Raw genomic sequence first — 17,174 nt, forward strand, 5'->3', positions numbered from 1 at the left:
AGCAGATCCGACAACAAAAAGGGCGACATCATGTCGCCCTTCTAGCTATCAATCATCCCTCTCAGGAAGCATCCGCCGTTCCCGGCAGTGTTTCCGGCAGTTGGGCGGCAAAACCGCGCAGCCCGACCACGTGGACGTGTTCGTGATTATTAAACACTTTACGCACGAGTTTGTAGGTGGTGCCTTTTTCCGGACTGATGTTTTCCGGCGCCGCGATGATCAGCTGCATCTCGAGGCGTTCGCACAGCTCAAACAGCGTGGCGATAGAGCGGGCATCGAGACGCGCCGCTTCATCGAGGAACAGCAGGCGGCATGGCGACAGGTCTTTTCCGCGCAGGCGGCGAGACTCGTCTTCCCAGCTCTGCACAACCATCACCAGAATTGACATCCCGGTACCGATCGCTTCCCCGGTCGACAGCGCGCCGGATTCCGCACGCAGCCAGCCGTCGGAACCACGGTTGACTTCCACTTCCATCTCCAGATAGTTGCGGTAGTCGAGCAGCTCTTCGCCGATGGTCTGCGGCGTGCGCTGCCCCATATCAATCTGCGGATTCAGGCGTTGATACAGTTTCGCCAGCGCTTCGGAGAAGGTCAGACGGTTGCTGTTAAACAAGTCCTGATGCTGTTCATGCTGTTCAGACAACACGTCAAGCAGCGTCGAGTGGGTTTCCCGCACGTTGACATTCAGCCGCACGCTGTTGACCTGCCCGAAGGAGACGCTCTGCAGACCCTGGTTGAGCATACGGATACGGTTCTGCTCGCGCTGGATGGTCTTACGAATAATGTTGGCAACGCTGCGGGAGCTAATAGCCAGCTTCTGTTCGCGGTTAGTCAGCTCTTCGGTCAGACGGTTAAGCTCGATCTCCATCTGTTCAATCGCTTCAACCGGGTCATCGGTACGAATAATATCCTGACGGATACGCTCGCGCAGATGCTGATAAACGGCGACAAAGAACTGAATTTTACGTTCAGGACGTTTTGGATCTTCCGAGACGCGCAGCACATCGCGCAGGTGTTCGTTATCCGACACCGCCAGACGCAGCGCACCGAGGGCTTTATCCGACATCGAACGCAGTTCATCAGCAGAGAGATAGGCCAGCTCGCGACGGTGCAGGCGACGTTCGACGCCGTTGTCTTTCACCAGGCGCATGACCGCACACCAGCCCGCTTTGGCGCTCACCACCTGCTCACGCATTTCGCAGTAGTCACGCTCAAGCTTACGCAGTTTGCGGGTCAGGTTGTCCATTTCCGCTTCGCAGAAGGTCAACGCTTTCTCCAGCTGATTACGGCGGGCGCGGTTGTTGCTTAACTGCGTATGCAGCTCATCGCGACGCGAACGGGCGCGTTCTTCCGCACCGCTATCGGCACGAACGCCGATCTCCTGCAGCTCTTTATACAGATCGCCCAGCAGCTCTTTTTTGGTGTCATAAGAGCTTTTCAGCGAAGCCAGCACCTGATTGTACTGGTTCAGCTGCGCAGAATGGCTACGCATTGCCTCACGGGCGCGGCTACGTTCCGTTTCGGCCTGCTCCAGACGCTGGCGCAGTTTTTCGTTCAGATCGCTGTTGCCGCTCAGCATTTCCGCCGAGTCGGAGTAGCTGAAGTGGGCGCGACGCTGCACCACTTCGCTCAGCGCAAACGCCTGCTGACGCGCATCACGCTGCGTCTGCTGCGAATAGAGATAGTCTTCTTTCAGCTGTTCAAACTGTTCCGGATCGCTTTGCAGTACCGAAACGATCGGCTCCAGCTTCGCCAGTTGATTACCATGCTGCTGAATAAAGCGCGCGGCTTCCTGGGCTTCATCCAGACGTTCCTGAATTTCGTCCACCCGGTCAGCCAGGGTATCGTCCGCCAACAGGCTAAGACGCGGCAGCAGACGGTTAAGGGCCGAGACGCCCTCTTTCGCCTGTTCAAACTGTACCCGGTTCTGCTGGTTATCACTTTCGTGCGTCGTCAGCGCGCGCTCCAGCTCGCCACGGCGGCTGTTGAGCTTGCGGATTTCTTCTTCCGGATCGTCTTCAAAGGCGACCGCCAGATGACTGCCGATAAAGCGGCTGAAAGCCTGATGCTGACGCTGCGTTTTCTGAACATCAAAAGAGAGGGTCGCAAAACGCTCGGACAAATCTTCACGTTCGGCGTGCAGGCTCTCGATACGGCTTTCACGTGCGGCGCGGCCGAACAGCGGCAGCGTCGGGAAGCGTGAATAACGCCATTGACGATCGGCGACCTTCACCACCACCGCTTTTTCCATCTCATCGACGCTGAATACGCTGTCATCGAATGACTGCGGATCGCCCTCGATCAGATAGAGATCTTCCGGGCAATCTTCCAGCCCTTCAAGATGTTCGGTGATCTGCGACAGATCCGGCACCACGATCGCATGGCGCGACGGGCCGTACAGCGCGGAGAAGTACGGGGCATCTTCGAGGCTGACATCGTCATAAATTTCCGACAACAGCACGCCGCCAAAACGTTCCGCCAGCGCATTAAGACGCGGGTCTTCAGAACCGCCCGGCTGACTGAGACGTTCGATCTCTTCGTCAATGGCCCGTTTACGTGCGCCAACTTCGTCACGCTCAACAATCGCTTCGCGCTCGCGCTCCAGCAGCTGCTGCAGATATTCGGTGACGTCCTGGCTCGATTCAAACTGTTCGCCGCTCTGCTCGCAGAGCTGGTTGAGGCTGTTCTGTGCCGCCAGCCAGACCGGCGCACGACGCAGCAGAGACTGGGTGCGCGACTGCAGCTGTTCCAGCTCCTGGCGCAGGTTCATGCGCTGTTCGCTGGCGGAAGAGACGCTATCGGACAACGACGCAATACGCGCTTCCAGCTCCTGATGCAGGGCTTCCAGCTCGTCAAAGTCGTAGCGTTTACCCTGGCGCTTGCAGAAATCGCTCAGCTGACGTTCGGCATCCTGCTGTTCGCGCAGGCGCTGTTCCAGCTCGGTCAGGCGACTCCGCAGCCCTTGCGCTTGCTCGGCATGATGTCGCTGATTCACGCCATCACGCAGCAGTTCCCGCGCGATGTCCCAGGCTTCATTACGCGCCAGTGGGCCGTTAATCGCCGCGACCAGCTGATAAGCCTGTTCAAACTGACCGTGCGCCGTTTGCGCGACGCTCATTTTTTGTTCCAGCGACAGCATTTTCTCCGTCGCTTCTTGCTCTTTCGCCTGGAAGGTTTCCAGCCATTCGCCAGCGCTTTCCGGCGTTAAATCCGGCAAATGGCACAGCGCTTTCGCACGCTCTAGCGCCTGCAGCGCCTGGTTGTACTGAATTGCCCGGGTCTGCTGCACGTCCAGCGCCTGCTGATAGTCGGCAAGCTGGCTTTTCAGCTCATCCACTTCCAGTTCAGCGGCTTCTGCGCGGGCTTCGTTCTCTTCCTGCAGATCGGTCGCTTCTGCGACCACTTCATTCTGCTCTTCAAGACGAATCTGCAGCTCTTCGAGGTCCGCTTCATAGCGCTCGATTTTTTCCTGCTGGCGCAGCGCGGTTTGCACCAGATTCAGATGGTCGCTGGCCGCCTGATAATCAGCTTCCAGATCGCCCTCTGCGCCGTTATGCTCCTGCAGTTCGCGGGCCATATCGACGTGCTTATACTGCTCTGCCGCCAGCTGCGCCCGTGAGGTAAACAGGTCGCGACGGTACTCCAGCGCTTTGTCCAGATGCACCCGACGTTCGTTGGCGTGACGCATGTAGTCCGCCGCCACGTAGTTCGTCGCTTCGCTGATCAGGTGTTTAAACAGATCACGATCGGACTGCGTCACCCGGATCGCTTCAAGGGTCATGCGGTTTTCACGCAGCGCGGCTTCCATGTCCTGGAACGCCTTACGCACGCCGCTGTTTTCCGGCAACAGATAGTCGCGCAGCGAGCGGGTAATGGTGTTGGAGATGCCGCCATACAGCGAGGCTTCAATCAGGCGATAGTATTTACTACGATCCGAGGCCGAGCGTAAACGACGGGCGACGACGCCCAGATCGAACATCAGCGAGTGATAATCGGTGATCGAGTTGAACTGCTTGAACTGCACCCCTTCCATCGCTTCGAGCTTTTCTTTCAGCTCATTGAGGCTCAGAACACGCGCCTGGCGTTCGTTCAGGGTCTCGGTCAGCAGCTGGGTCGGCTGAATCGCCATCGGCAGCCCCTGGATCGCGAAGGGCTTGATATCCACTTTACGATCGCGACCGGCGATCTGCTGCAGGCGCACGCCCACGACCACGCGCTGATGATGGGAGTTGATAACGTCCAGCACCGAATAACAAACCCCGGCACGCAGCTTACCGTGCAGGCCTTTATCGCGCGAACCGCTGGTGGCGCCGGCCTCGGTGGTGTTACGGAAGTGCAGCAGGGTCAGGTCAGGGATCAACGCTGTGACGAAGGCCGCCATGGTGGTTGATTTCCCGGCCCCGTTACCGCCGGAGAGGGTCGTGACCAGCTCATCCAGATCGAAGGTTCGGGCAAAAAAGCCGTTCCAGTTAACCAGCGTTAGCGAGCGAAATTTACCGCGTTCAATCATTACTCTTCCTCCCCGCTATCCGGCTGATGCTCTTCATTTTCGTCATGAAGCTGCAGATGATTTTCCAGCGCCATCGCTTCGCCATCGCGAATCATGCGCAGCTGCGCTTCGCGCGGATCGTCGCCCACGCGCACGTCAGCGCCAAAGCGGAACACCGATTCGGTAATGCGGAATTTGCTGCTGTCATGGCCCATAAACCAGACCATGCCCAGACGGCGCAGACGGTTAAGCGAAGCGCGGACTTTTTCCTGCAGCTTCTGGCGGTCGAGATCCGACCCGGTGGAGCGGTTGTTCACCAGTTTCAGCAGCTTGGCTTCGTCGGCCAGGCTCAGCAGCTCATCGTACAGCTCCTGTTGGGTAAAGATCCCTTCATTGGCCAGACGTTCCGGGCTGAGGTAGAGATAGCAAAGAATTTTGCCCACCATCATATCCAGTTCGGACAGCACCGAACGCGGGATCAGCGTGGTGGAACGCGGGCGCAGATAGAAAAACCCTTCCGGCGCGCGAATCAGCTCAACGTTATAGCGAGCGTAAAATTCTTCCAGGTAGTCCTGGAAATCCATCAAAAATGCGTGATTATCCAGCTCGTCCAGACCCACATGGCGGCCTGCACGCAAGGCGCTATCCAGCGCCGGAAATAACGGATTGCCCAACGCCTGCGCCAGTTTAACTGGCATCACTTGTTCAATATTTGTCGATGACATGCGCCTGTACCTTGGCTCCGTAATCATTAATCGGCTGCCATTTTGCCGGCAGTCCGGTGAAATCTGCTTGTGCGACGCCCAGGCGAACGGCCTGGTCAACAACGATTCGCGCCACATCAAAATGGCGAGCCCGCGGATACTGCGCCAGATATTCGCGCACCACCAGACCCAGGTCCAGCGGCACACCTTTGTCTTTATAGACCACCAGCTGCGCTTCAATCAGCGCGGCAAGCTGTTCGCGAATTTCGTTAAACTCTTCGTACTCTAGATCGGCCGGAAGTTCCCCGGTGACCTCTTCGTCGCGCAGCGCCATCTCTTCATCACGCATATCCAGCAGACGATCGGCGCTGGCGTGGGTCAATGCCCACGGTGCATCAAAGTAGGTTTGAATCGACTGGCGCAGACGCTGGGCGAACACGCGGTTTTTATCCATATCGATGGCGGTACGGATAAATTTGTGGACGTGACGATCGTAGCCGATCCACAGGTCGATAGCCTGTTGGCCCCAGCTGACGATGCGGTCGAGTTTGCTTTGCAGATCGAAAACCAGACGGTCAACAAAATGCAAATCATCGCGCGCGATTGTCGCGTCCTGAATTCTCAACAGGTTTGCCTGAAGCTTGTCGCCCGCAGCGTCCAGCGTATCCTGCAGCTCACGCAGCGTGCCTGAGGTTTCTGACAGCAGCAGTTCACAGCTGGAGATCGCCGCACGCCAGTCTTTATTCAGCAGCTGAGCAATATCATCTTTGACCAGCTGCTGCTGCTCATCCATGATGCGCTGCGTCAGGTCGATACTGTCGAAAATCTCAGCCACCGAGTATTTCAGCGGCGCAAAGACGTTGCGATGCCAGTGAAACTCATCGCCGCCCTCTTCAGCAGAATCGGCGGCGCGCTTAAGCTCACCGGCAACGATCGACAGCTGCATCGACAGGCGCAGAGTAGAAAATTCGCGTTGGCGAATATAGTAGTCGGTAATGCCGATACCCAACGGCGTCAGGCGATAAATCGCATTACCTTCCGTAATTTCGCTGGTAAAGCGGTTCAGCAGACGCTGGCGCACCATATCGTTGATCGCGTTATTGGCGCGCTGGCTGATGGTTTCGCTGGTCTGCTCAAACGCATCACTGACGTGGCGGAACGCATCCACCAGTTCTCCCTCAGTCATTTCCCCTTCGAGCCGCTCGCCGTTCAGCGTAGCAACCGCCAGCAGAAAAGAGAGTCTGTCCACCGGCAGCGAAATAGAAAAATCATTTTTTCTGGCCCAGGCAACCAGTTCGGGGACTGTCTGGGAAAATTCACTCATAGTTTATCCTTGCATCTGCGGCTTAAGCGCTGTGACATGAATGTAGCGACCCAGGCTGATATACGGCTCCTGGCGACAGTAGCGCGTCTCCAGCTCCAGCAGCGCCGCAAAATCGTCGCGCTGTTTGCGTTTTTCACGCAGATAATCATGAAACACCCGCACGCCGGTTTTCCCGGTAATGTGCCAGCCCTGCTCTTCCAGCCAGCCATAAACCTGCTGCGGTGAGCGCGGATAGTCCGGCGACAACGTGCGTTTTTTCTTTTTCGGCATACCTAGCTGTACGTAGTCGAAGTTTCCGACCACCATATTGTGCATCAGCAGACCGTTAGCATTGTAGAACATTAGCGACAATGCACCGCCGGGTCTGACAACGGACCACAGCACGCGCAGCATCTCCTGCGGTTCAGCCACCCACTCCAGTACCGCATGAAACAGTACCAGATCGACCGGGCTTTCCAAATGCTGCGCAATATCCTGAGCTGCGCATTGTACAAAATGCATGTTGTCGATCACACCTTTATCGACAGCCGCCTGACGGGCGCGAGCCACCATTTCGCCAGAGAGATCGCATAACGTCACATGATGACCCATTTCCGCCACTTTGACCGCCGTCTGGCCTTCCCCGCCGCCCGCATCGAGCACCCGAAGCGGCCCAGGGCCAAGCTGGCTCAGTAACGGGTGGAGATCCTGCCAGAGGATCGCCTGGCGCAGTTCGCCCTTGGTGGTGCCGTAGATATTGCGCGAAAACTTTTCAGCCATGTCATCGAAATTACGATCCTTCACCGGCGACTCCACCTGCCAAAACAAAACCGCTATTTTGTCATACCCACGCGGAGAATGTAGCGATCTGTTATAAGATCCGGGCATAACTTTGGTTATATGGTTAAAAAAGGAACCACCTGGCATGCTTTTTACTCTGAAAAAGTATTTAGGCGGCATGATGCTGCCGCTTCCCTTGCTGCTGTTGCTGATTGCCGCAGGCATCGCCCTGCTGTGGTTCAGCCGTTTCCAGCGAACCGGTAAAGTGTGCGTCAGCGTTGGCTGGCTGCTGTTGGTTGCGCTCAGCCTGCAACCGGTGGCCGATGGTTTACTCAAACCGATCGAGGACAAGTACCCAACATGGCGCGACAGCGAACGGGTTCAGTATGTGGTGGTACTCGGTGGCGGATATACCTGGAATCCGGACTGGGCGCCCAGCTCTAACCTGATCAATAACAGCCTGCCGCGCCTGGCTGAAGGGATCCGGCTGTGGCAGGAAAATCCGGGGGCGAAGATGATCTTTACCGGCGCTGCGGCGAAAACCAACCCGGTCAGCACCGCTGAGGCCGGCGCCAGGGTGGCGCAAAGCCTTGGCGTCCCGCGCAGCGAAATAATGGTTCTCGATAGCCCGAAAGATACGGAAGAGGAAGCCGCTGCGGTCAAACAGGCCATCGGCGATGCCCCTTTCCTGCTGGTGACCTCCGCGTCGCATTTGCCCAGAGCGATGATTTTCTTCCGCCATGCCGGGCTTAATCCACTGCCGGCGCCGGCTAATCAGCTGGCGATTGAATCGCCGCTTAACCCGTGGGAGCGCGCGATCCCGTCGCCGGTATGGCTGATGCACAGCGATCGCGTCGGTTACGAAACGCTGGGGCGCCTCTGGCAGTGGCTAAAAGGGGTGTCAGGCGAGCCAGGGCAGGAGTGATTTAGCAGCCAGATCAAACCGGGTGCGGTCAAAGCGCCCGGTGTTGACCAGGTTGTCCACTTCATCCCACAGCAGATACAGCCAGCGCCGCCAGACGAATGATTCCGACACCGGTGCGCGGCGCAGATAGTGCCACAGCAGTTGCTCCCCCTGCCCGCCGTCCGACAGCCGGAACAGTTCGTACTCGCGGGGCGCCCAGAGCATCATGCCCGGCCCGACCATTGCCAGCAGCTGATCGCTACGCGCGTCTTTCAACATACTGCGCAGCGTGAAGCTCCCGTGCACCAGCACGCAGTTATCGCTGAAATCTTCAAATAGCGCCGGCAGGCACTCCCGGGAGCGGAACAGGATCCGTTTGTCCTGCATCGTCAGGCCGGTGTCCTGATACAGGTTTAGCGTACTCCATAGCATCTCTACCCGTTGGCGATACCAGTTCGACCACAGGTTTTCCTGGGTGCTGTCGACCATGCCAACGCAGCCGCCGCTGTCATGCCGATGCCAGGCCAGCAGGGCTTCCACGATCTGCTCCTGCAGCTGTTCCCAGCGTTGCGGCGTCCGGGCTGGCGCCTCCACGGACACGCCGCGCAGTCGTTCAATCAACAGCACATCGGGCCCGGGATGTTCCTCATGGGTTAACACGCCGTACACCACCGGCATCCGCGCGGTGCCGCTGCGCGCAAGCATCGAGATTTTCCAGGCCAGCTGACGGGCAATGCCGGGGGTGGTGAAGCTCCTCGCCAGCAGCGGTAACGGATTTCCTTGTGCATCGTAGAGCGACCATAGCGCCGACAAGGGCTTCTCGCTGACACACTCCACGCGGCTGAGTTTTTCACCCAGCAGGTGGCTCAGTTCGGTTCGCAACTGTTCCATTCAGATTACCCCTGTGAATACTACTGGTTTCATAATGAGCGCCAGCCGCAGGGATGTCATCGGGTAAGATCAAATTTGGGGCAAATAGTATGGAAAAACAGCGTGAGGATATCCCCTCGCGATGGAGGGGATGAGGAGATTATCGTAGCTCTGCGCGAACGCGGGCCAGATCTTCCGGCGTATCGACACCGGTGCCGGGAACCACTTCGGCTACCGCAACATGGATTTTTTCGCCGTACCACAGCACCCGCAGCTGCTCCAGCATTTCGATCTGCTCCAGCGGACCAGGCGCCCAGCTGACGTAGCGACGGATAAAGCCCGCGCGATACCCGTAAATCCCGATATGACGCAGCAGTGAATCGCCGATGGTTTCGCGGGACTGCGCAAAACGATCGCGATCCCATGGGATCGTGGCGCGGGAGAAATAGAGCGCATAGCCCTGCGCATCCATCACCACCTTCACCGCATTAGGGTTAAAAGCTTCGTCGGCATCATGAATCGGCACCGCCAGCGTCGCCATACCGCAGGTATTAGCCGCCAGATTCGCCGCCACCTGGCGCACAATCGCCGGCGGGATCATCGGCTCATCACCCTGAATATTGACGATGATGGTGTCGTCACTGAAGCCACATTTCTCAACGACTTCGGCCAGACGTTCAGTGCCGGACTGATGGTCAGCGCGCGTCATGCACACTTCGCCACCGGCGGCTTCTACCGCACGCGCCACTTCATCATGGTCCGTCGCGACGATAATCCGGTCGGCCCCGGACTCACGCGCGCGTTCGAGCACGTGCACGATCATCGGCTTACCGTTGATGTCCTGTAACGGTTTTCCGGGCAAACGTGTGGAGGCAAAACGGGCAGGAATAATGACCACGAAACTCATGAGTGGCTCTCTCCGACGGCTAATGCGCGGGCTTCGGTTTCCAGCAAGACGGGAATGCCGTCACGCAGCGGAAAGGCCAGGCTGTCAATTTTACAGATCAGCTCTTGCTTATCCTGGCTGTAGTAGAGTTTACCGTTGCAGACAGGACAGGCGATGATTTCTAATAAACGGTGATCCATAATTCCTCCTGATGGACCGAATAGATTCCGCAGCAGCATATCACATGATGACAAGCTCAGGGATCCGTTTGCGGCAATGGCTACGCGAGCCATCGCCAGGGGGTCAGGCTGAAGCGATTTCCCAGCCCTGACGCCGGTCAGCAAACAGCCCCGGCGGCAGACGACCCAGAGTGATGTGCTGCACCGACTGCCAGCGGGCAAAGGCTTCTATTGCACGTATCAGCCCTTTTTCCAGCCCGCCGCTAACCTTAACCCCCTCTTCCAGCCACAGCGAGATAATTTCCAGTACCCCGGTTTTACGATGCACTTTGCTGTCCATTCTGCCCACCAGTTTGCCCTGATGCAGCAGCGGTAGCACAAAGTAGCCATACTGACGTTTAGGCGCTGGGGTATAGCACTCAAGACGGTAGCTGAAATTGAATAGCTGTTCGGCGCGTTTACGGTCCCAGACCACCGGGTCAAACGGTGAGAGCACGGCGCTATGACTGGCGGTGAGTTTGCCTGCGGGCGCGGATTCAAGCTGCGCTCGCGCATCGTGATGCAGCCACATTTCACCGAGTTCTTCAACGTTCACCGGCGTCACCAGCCCCTCGTCCTGCCAGCGCTTGAGCAGCGCCGGCAATTCGGGCTGACGCAGCCGGTAGTAATCGGCCAGCCACTGGGGACGGAAGATACCGAGGCTGCGGGCGCTATTACGCAGCATCAGTGCTTCGGCGTCGGCCTGCGACAGCGCGTCGCGCGCATCATCCCAGAGCGGCATCACCCGATGCGTCAGATCGTACACCCGCTGGAAATTGCGGCGTTCGACAACCATGACTTTCCCGGCGGTAAACAGCCCTTCCAGATGACGTTTATGCGGTTTCCACTCCCACCAGCCGCTGGTACCTTTGCGCGGGTGTTCAAAATCGGCGGAACGTACCGGGCCATTCTGGGTAATATGCTCCAGCAGCTGTTGAATATCGGTGGCGTGTTCAGCCATCCATCCTTTGTGGTACTTCCAGCCCATATTATCCGGCGTCAGCATGCGGTGGCGTACCAGGGCAAAATCGCTGCGGGGTAAAAAGCAGGCCTCATGGGCCCAGTACTCCATCAGCTCGCCGCTGCGCAGCGCCTCTTCCAGCCAGGCTGGCGAATAGCTACCGAGACGACTAAAAAGCACCAGATAGGGGCTGCGGGCGACGACGTTGATGGTATCGATTTGCAGCAGTGACATCTGCTGGATGGTGGGAAGAATATCGCTGGCACGAGCACGGCGCCGGGGCGTTTTCAGTAACCCCTGCGCCGCAAGATGGAGATGGCGGGCATCTTTAAGTGAAAGTTGTAATACCGACATGCAGGTTCTCCGTGAAGGACTCCGGCACAGCGTTATTGAGGCTTACGTTGCGCCAGCGCGACCAGTTCCGTCAGCAGTTGCTGAGCGCGTTCATCCGCCATTATGGCGTCGACGGGTAAATACCACCAGTTCGCGTCGGCAAAACCGCGGCATTTCACCGCGTCTTTTTCAGTCATCAGCAGCGTTTGCTGTGCCGTCACGAGAGCGGAAACGCTCGCCTGGGTCAGCGCCTGATGATCTGCCAGCGCCACGGTGTTCACCGGCTGTACGCCGCAGCTTTCCAGGGTGGCGAAGAACCGCGGAGGATGACCGATTCCGGCCATAGCGACAACATTGTCGAATGAGGCCACATCACGCCGTTCACCGCTGAGTAAATTCACCGCCAGCCCCGGACGCAATTGCATCGGGATTTCACCCGTTCGCGCCACGCCGCCGTTCACGATGATGGCGTCGACGCTCTGCAGGCGTGATGCGCGTTCGCGCATCGGCCCGGCCGGTAGCCACCAGCCATTGCCAAAACGACGCACGCCGTCAATCACCACGATTTCTTTGTCCCGCGCCAGCTTATAGTGCTGCAGGCCGTCATCGGTAACAATGAGCTGGAGGTCGTGGGCTGCAAGCAGAGCGCGTACCGCATCGCTGCGAACCGGCGAGACGGCAACCGGCGCTCCGGTTCGTTGGAAAATCAGCACCGGTTCGTCACCGGCTTCGGCGGTACTGGTGCTGGCGCCCAGCAGCAACGGATAGCTTGCCGCTTTCCCGCCATAGCCGCGGGACACCACGCCAACGCGAATGCCGCGCTGCTGGAGTTGTTCCACCAGCCAGATAACCACCGGGGTCTTACCGTTGCCCCCGGCGGTCAGGTTACCGACAACCACCACTGGTACCGGCGCGCGCCAGGCTTTCTTCAGCCCCAGCCGGTAGCTGAGGCGAATCAGCCCACTCACCAGGCCATACAGCCAGGAGAGCGGGAGCAACAGCCGCCATAACGGCGACTCACCGGACCAGATTCGGGCAATCATTGGCCAAACTGCATCTTATGCAGTTGGGCATAGACGCCACGATGCTCCAGCAGATCGGCATGGCTGCCACGTTCTACGATGCGGCCATCTTCTACCACGACGATTTCGTCGGCTTGCTCGATGGTAGACAGGCGGTGCGCAATCACCAGCGAAGTGCGGTTTTTTTGCAGTTCGTCCAGTGCCGCCTGGATGGCGCGTTCAGATTCGGTATCCAGCGCCGAGGTTGCTTCGTCGAGGATCAGAATCGGGCTGTTACGCAGCAGCGCTCGCGCGATGGCAATACGCTGGCGCTGACCGCCGGAGAGCAGGACGCCATTCTCACCAATAACGGTATCAAGGCCGTTATCCATTTTGCTGATAAAGTCCATCGCATAGGCCATCCGCGCGGCTTCTTCAATCTGCTCGCGGCTGTACTCGTCCGTACGGGCGTAGGCGATGTTGTTCGCCACGGTATCGTTGAACAGATGGACGTTTTGTGACACCAGCGCCACCTGATTACGCAGAGAGGCCAGGGTATATTCACGCAGATCGTGACCATCCAGCTTAATCTGGCCTTCATCGATATCATAAAAGCGGGTAATCAGGCTGGCGATGGTCGATTTGCCCGACCCGGAACGCCCGACCAGAGCAACCGTTTTACCTTCCTGAATGTTCAGGTCGATATTGCGCAGAGCCGGCGTTTCACGCCCTGGGTAGGTGAAGGTGACATTGTTGAACTCAAGGTTGCCCTTCGCACGCTCAATCACCAGCTTACCTTCGTCTTTTTCCTGCTCGGAATCGAGGATAGCAAACAGCGTCTGACAGGCCGCCATACCGCGCTGGAACTGGGCGTTGACGTTAGTCAGTGATTTCAGCGGACGCATCAGGGCAATCATCGAAGAGAACACCACGGTGATCGTACCGGCGGTCAACGTTTCCATCACGCTTGGGAAGCTCGCCGCATAGAGGACAAACGCCAGTGCCAGCGAGGCAATCAGCTGAATGATGGGATCAGAGATTGACGAGGCGGAGACCATTTTCATCCCCTGCAAACGCATCTTGTTGCTGACCTTATCAAAACGCTTGGTTTCTACGCCCTGGCCGCCAAACATCAGCACTTCTTTATGGCCTTTCAGCATCTGCTCAGCGCTGGTGGTCACCTGCCCCATCGTATTCTGCATATTTTTACTGATATTACGAAAACGCTTGGAGACCACACGAATCGCGATGGAGACGATAGGCGCCAGCACGATGAGGATCAGCGACAGCTGCCAGCTGTAATAGAACATCATCACAAACAGACCGATGATCGAGGCGCCTTCACGCACCACGGTAATCAACGCGCTGGAAGAGGATGACGCCACCTGTTCGGAGTCATAGGTAATACGTGACAGCAACGTCCCCGTGGACTGCTTATCGAAGAACGAGACCGGCATTCCCATCATATGGCTGAACAGACGACGACGCATCGTCATAACCACTTTTCCGGAAACCCAGGAGATACAATAGCTTGAAATGTAGCTGGTGACACCACGTAGCACCATCAGGCCGATCACCACCAGCGGCATCCATAGCAGCACTGAGCGATCCGTTTTACCAAAACCATCATCCAATAACGGTTTAAGAAGCGATAACATGAAAGTATCACTAGCTGCGTTAAAGACTAACGCAACTGCCGCGACGATCAGTCCGGGTTTAAATGGCGCTATAATCGGCCAGAGTCGGCGGAAGGTCTGCCACGTGGAGAGATCTTTATCGTTCTGCATTCAATAAACCAGCTTATGTTGAAATAGCCGCATATTCTACCCGTTATCCACGGTCTCGCCAAACCACTGATGATACCAACGCGGTAAAAGTTGATCTCGTAAGCCGTGGATTTGCCAGCTTTCTGCGGAAAAAATAACCGTTATTTGCCCCTGATGGGGCGTATCGAACCACCGGTAACCTTGCTGCCGGTAGCGCTGCACAACCTTATCCGCTGGCATGCGCCAGGCATTGTATCGCGACACCGACGCCAGCGCCGCCGCCCCGCCCACCCGCTGCAACAGCGCGAGGGAAGACGACGTATTGCTGCCATGATGCGGGACCTGGATAAGTGTAGACGCAAGATGCTGCCAGTAGTGACTCATCATCGCGCGTTCTGCTGGAATTTCAATATCTCCGGTTAACAGAATGCTGTGTTTGCCATCGTCAATGCGCACCACGCAGGAGCGATTATTGCCCGTCGTGTTTGCCTCCGGGAGCGGCCAGAGTGCGCGGAAGGTCAATCCCTGCCAGCGCCAGCTTTCGCCTCGCCGGCACGGGAGATGCCCCTGCCAGCCAAGCGGACTGCGGATCCACAGGCTGGGCCAGGCCTGCAACAACGAATTCAGACCGCCGCGATGATCGAGGTGTTCATGACTCAAAATAATCCCCTCAGGACGCAGGTTATGCCAGCGCAACCACGGGATAATAATCTGCTGCCCACTATCGCCACCGGGCCAGGCCAACCCGGTATCATAGAGAATCGCCGCCCCTTCACGTTCAATAACCAGCGCCAGCCCCTGCCCGACATCAAGCATCGTGACCCGCCACTCCCCCTGCGGCAACGGGCGCCATAACGGCCAGCTCAACAGCACGGTGCTGCTGAGGCACAGCGCCGGGAGCGAACGCCAGGCATGAAAGCGCCAGATAAGGAGCCACAGCCAGGGCAGCAGGCTCACCCCGGCCCAGCGGAAATCCAGGCTCAGCCACCCTGACGGTAACAGCCGTAAAAACCAGAATAATCCGGCCAGCAGACGGTCAGCCAGCGGCCACAACGCCATCTCGAGAAACGTGGGACCACTGAGATGCAGCAACATGGCCAGCAGAATGCAGGGAACGATAACAAAGGTAACCAGCGGCACGGCAATAAGATTAGCCAACCAGGAGGTCAGGCTGATGCCATGGAAAATAACAATCTGAATGGGCAGCAGTAAAAACATCAGGCCCAGCTGCAGGTGACTTAATGCCAGTAGCTGCCGCAACGGCCAACGCCAGTTGTGCAACGACACGGGCACAACCTGATACCAGAAAATCAGCGTTGCGACTGCAAATACCGAAAGCCACAGGCTATCCGATAACACCGCCAGCGGGTCGGCAAGCAGAATCGCGCCAATACAGCATAACCACACCTGCCAGGGCGACCAGCGCTTGCCGGATAATCGCAAAGCGACCGCCGTGCCCAGCGCAATACAGGTCCGCAGGGCCGGCGGCTGCATGCCGGTCAACCAGGCGTAACCGAGGGCACAGATCAGTCCCGCGAGTAACGGCGTTTTCCAGTTGATCCATCGGCAGGGGAAAAAGAACTGCAGGCCACGTACTGCCAGCCCACCCAGCAGCGCACCTAGCGCGATATGCAAACCAGAGATCGCCATCAGATGGGAGGTTCCGGTCTCTTGCATCAGGCGTTTGATATCCCCGGGGATCACCAGGCGCTCCCCCATCCCGAGGCCGAGGATCACTGGCTGCCAGGGGAATGCCGCGAGAGTATGACCCAGCGAGGCCAGAAAGCGCGCCCGATAGCTGCATTCAGGGTCGAGCGCTTGTGCAGAGGTAAAGCGGCCGCTCAGAGAACGATGCTGCGATAGCGCGTAGCGCTGGCTGTCAAAGCCTCCGGCGTTAAGCTGGCTATGGACCGGACGAAGCCGGACCGCCATCTTCCAGCGCTGCCCGGCACAAGGCGCAATGGGAAGAGGATTGCCATACAGCGTAATCCCCGGGGCCGGAAACAGCCGCTGCCCGTTCAGGTGGGTGATAACCCCCTGATGGGTTGTCCCGGCGTCGGTCGCGGTCAGCGTTATCTCAACCGACGGGTGGCTACCGGCCAATGCGCGGGTTGGCCAGAGTGCCTGATGGGCGCTCAGCGCGCCCCAGGCAAAAAAGAGGATGGTCAGCGCCAGGTAGCGTAAGACGACATAGCGGGAAAACGAGATCGCGATGGCCCCGAGGATACATCCCTGAATGGTGCTCAGCGTCGGCAGCACCGGCAGTACCAACAGCGGAAATATTCCGGCAATGACGCACCCTGCCAGCTGTGATAAACGCATGGAGACCTCCCTGTTAGCGGGAAGTATTGCGTGAATGCGGGAGAGCGTCAGCTGTCGTCCATCGGCTATGGATTGCGGTTTCCACAGAATTGGTCGGAGTGCTGCAAAGCGGAGAATAAACTGCGAGGAGCAGCAAATTGCGGGCATAAAAAAAGCACCAGTGAGGTGCTTTTTTTATCTTCGGAGTACGTGGTCGCCGTCTGGCGAGACTTACTCTTCGTAAATATTGGCGCGGTCGCGTAGTTCTTTCCCAGGCTTAAAGTGCGGAACGTACTTACCTTCCAGTTCGACTTTATCGCCAGTTTTCGGGTTACGCCCGGTGCGAGGTGCTCGATAGTGCAAAGAGAAGCTGCCGAAACCGCGGATTTCAATGCGCTCACCTTGAGCAAGCGTTGAGGCCATATGCTCCAGCATCTCTTTAACAGCATCTTCAACCGCTTTCGCAGGAATGTGAGATTGCTGGCTGGCAAGTCGTTCTATCAATTCGGACTTGGTCATTATTCCTCCGGTTTCCTTCAAGGCAAATTAGCTAACTGCTTTAAACAAGGGCGGCCGTAGCCGCCCTTTGTGCATGATTACAGGACGAATCCTGCAATCTGTCAAGTAAACTCGTCATAATTCAGGTTGTTGTAACCTG

The 17,174-nt window shown here is 57.6% G+C and carries 13 protein-coding genes; 1 reads left to right on the forward strand and 12 read right to left on the reverse strand.

Annotated elements, in window-relative coordinates; all coding sequences use genetic code 11:
- Positions 1-61: 61 nt before the first annotated feature.
- From mukB to cmoM, 4 genes are read right to left on the reverse strand one after another with little or no spacing between them, the layout of a single operon-like run.
- Positions 62-4,510 (reverse strand): chromosome partition protein MukB, encoded by a 4,449-nt coding sequence (gene mukB, locus HF679_RS10240; protein WP_123756180.1) that lies wholly within the window; start codon positions 4,508-4,510, stop codon positions 62-64.
- Positions 4,510-5,214 (reverse strand): chromosome partition protein MukE, encoded by a 705-nt coding sequence (gene mukE / locus HF679_RS10245; RefSeq protein WP_123756179.1) that lies wholly within the window; start codon positions 5,212-5,214, stop codon positions 4,510-4,512. The genes mukB and mukE overlap by 1 nt, the downstream gene beginning before the upstream one ends.
- The gene (mukF, locus tag HF679_RS10250; RefSeq protein WP_032688584.1) at positions 5,195-6,517 is read right to left on the reverse strand and encodes a chromosome partition protein MukF; all 1,323 of its coding nucleotides are present in this window, start codon (positions 6,515-6,517) and stop codon (positions 5,195-5,197) included. The genes mukE and mukF overlap by 20 nt, the downstream gene beginning before the upstream one ends.
- A 3-nt stretch (positions 6,518-6,520) precedes the next feature.
- Positions 6,521-7,300 (reverse strand): tRNA uridine 5-oxyacetic acid(34) methyltransferase CmoM, encoded by a 780-nt coding sequence (gene cmoM / locus HF679_RS10255; RefSeq protein ID WP_123756178.1) that lies wholly within the window; start codon positions 7,298-7,300, stop codon positions 6,521-6,523.
- Between the two features lie 121 nt (positions 7,301-7,421).
- On the opposite strand from cmoM, the gene elyC reads away from it, so the two are divergent.
- Complete coding sequence (gene elyC, locus HF679_RS10260; RefSeq protein WP_123756177.1) at positions 7,422-8,201, forward strand: envelope biogenesis factor ElyC; 780 nt, start codon at positions 7,422-7,424, stop codon at positions 8,199-8,201.
- Here the strand turns inward: elyC and HF679_RS10265 are convergent.
- The 8 genes from HF679_RS10265 to ihfB form a co-directional block, all read right to left on the reverse strand.
- Positions 8,178-9,071, reverse strand: a complete 894-nt coding sequence (locus HF679_RS10265; protein WP_123756176.1) for a YcbJ family phosphotransferase — start codon at positions 9,069-9,071, stop codon at positions 8,178-8,180. The genes elyC and HF679_RS10265 overlap by 24 nt on opposite strands.
- Positions 9,072-9,210: 139 nt before the next feature.
- On the reverse strand, positions 9,211-9,957 hold the full coding sequence (gene kdsB, locus HF679_RS10270) for a 3-deoxy-manno-octulosonate cytidylyltransferase (protein WP_123756175.1): 747 nt from the start codon (positions 9,955-9,957) through the stop codon (positions 9,211-9,213).
- Complete coding sequence (gene ycaR, locus HF679_RS10275; RefSeq protein ID WP_123756174.1) at positions 9,954-10,136, reverse strand: protein YcaR; 183 nt, start codon at positions 10,134-10,136, stop codon at positions 9,954-9,956. The genes kdsB and ycaR overlap by 4 nt, the downstream gene beginning before the upstream one ends.
- 103 nt (positions 10,137-10,239) lie before the next feature.
- Complete coding sequence (locus HF679_RS10280) at positions 10,240-11,469, reverse strand: winged helix-turn-helix domain-containing protein (protein ID WP_187042948.1); 1,230 nt, start codon at positions 11,467-11,469, stop codon at positions 10,240-10,242.
- A gap of 32 nt (positions 11,470-11,501) precedes the next feature.
- Positions 11,502-12,491 carry a tetraacyldisaccharide 4'-kinase gene (lpxK, locus tag HF679_RS10285; RefSeq protein ID WP_154143394.1) on the reverse strand — a complete coding sequence of 330 codons (990 nt, stop codon included), beginning with the start codon at positions 12,489-12,491 and terminating at the stop codon, positions 11,502-11,504.
- The gene (msbA, locus tag HF679_RS10290; RefSeq protein ID WP_123756171.1) at positions 12,488-14,236 is read right to left on the reverse strand and encodes a lipid A ABC transporter ATP-binding protein/permease MsbA; all 1,749 of its coding nucleotides are present in this window, start codon (positions 14,234-14,236) and stop codon (positions 12,488-12,490) included. The genes lpxK and msbA overlap by 4 nt, the downstream gene beginning before the upstream one ends.
- A gap of 36 nt (positions 14,237-14,272) precedes the next feature.
- Complete coding sequence (locus tag HF679_RS10295) at positions 14,273-16,537, reverse strand: ComEC family protein (protein ID WP_187042949.1); 2,265 nt, start codon at positions 16,535-16,537, stop codon at positions 14,273-14,275.
- 210 nt (positions 16,538-16,747) lie between these two features.
- The gene (ihfB, locus tag HF679_RS10300; protein ID WP_004100704.1) at positions 16,748-17,035 is read right to left on the reverse strand and encodes an integration host factor subunit beta; all 288 of its coding nucleotides are present in this window, start codon (positions 17,033-17,035) and stop codon (positions 16,748-16,750) included.
- Positions 17,036-17,174: the final 139 nt, after the last annotated feature.

It is taken from the genome of Enterobacter sp. JUb54 (genome assembly GCF_014298075.1).
GTDB lineage: Bacteria > Pseudomonadota > Gammaproteobacteria > Enterobacterales > Enterobacteriaceae > Klebsiella > Klebsiella lignicola.

Coding starts and splice junctions, on each gene's coding strand:
- mukE (WP_123756179.1), bottom strand. CDS start 5,214: ATGTCATCGACAAATATTGAACAAGTGATGCCAGTTAAACTGGCGCAG.
- lpxK (WP_154143394.1), bottom strand. CDS start 12,491: ATGATTGCCCGAATCTGGTCCGGTGAGTCGCCGTTATGGCGGCTGTTG.
- msbA (WP_123756171.1), bottom strand. CDS start 14,236: ATGCAGAACGATAAAGATCTCTCCACGTGGCAGACCTTCCGCCGACTC.
- elyC (WP_123756177.1), top strand. CDS start 7,422: ATGCTTTTTACTCTGAAAAAGTATTTAGGCGGCATGATGCTGCCGCTT.
- HF679_RS10295 (WP_187042949.1), bottom strand. CDS start 16,537: ATGCGTTTATCACAGCTGGCAGGGTGCGTCATTGCCGGAATATTTCCG.
- HF679_RS10280 (WP_187042948.1), bottom strand. CDS start 11,469: ATGTCGGTATTACAACTTTCACTTAAAGATGCCCGCCATCTCCATCTT.
- kdsB (WP_123756175.1), bottom strand. CDS start 9,957: ATGAGTTTCGTGGTCATTATTCCTGCCCGTTTTGCCTCCACACGTTTG.
- HF679_RS10265 (WP_123756176.1), bottom strand. CDS start 9,071: ATGGAACAGTTGCGAACCGAACTGAGCCACCTGCTGGGTGAAAAACTC.
- ycaR (WP_123756174.1), bottom strand. CDS start 10,136: ATGGATCACCGTTTATTAGAAATCATCGCCTGTCCTGTCTGCAACGGT.
- ihfB (WP_004100704.1), bottom strand. CDS start 17,035: ATGACCAAGTCCGAATTGATAGAACGACTTGCCAGCCAGCAATCTCAC.
- mukF (WP_032688584.1), bottom strand. CDS start 6,517: ATGAGTGAATTTTCCCAGACAGTCCCCGAACTGGTTGCCTGGGCCAGA.
- mukB (WP_123756180.1), bottom strand. CDS start 4,510: ATGATTGAACGCGGTAAATTTCGCTCGCTAACGCTGGTTAACTGGAAC.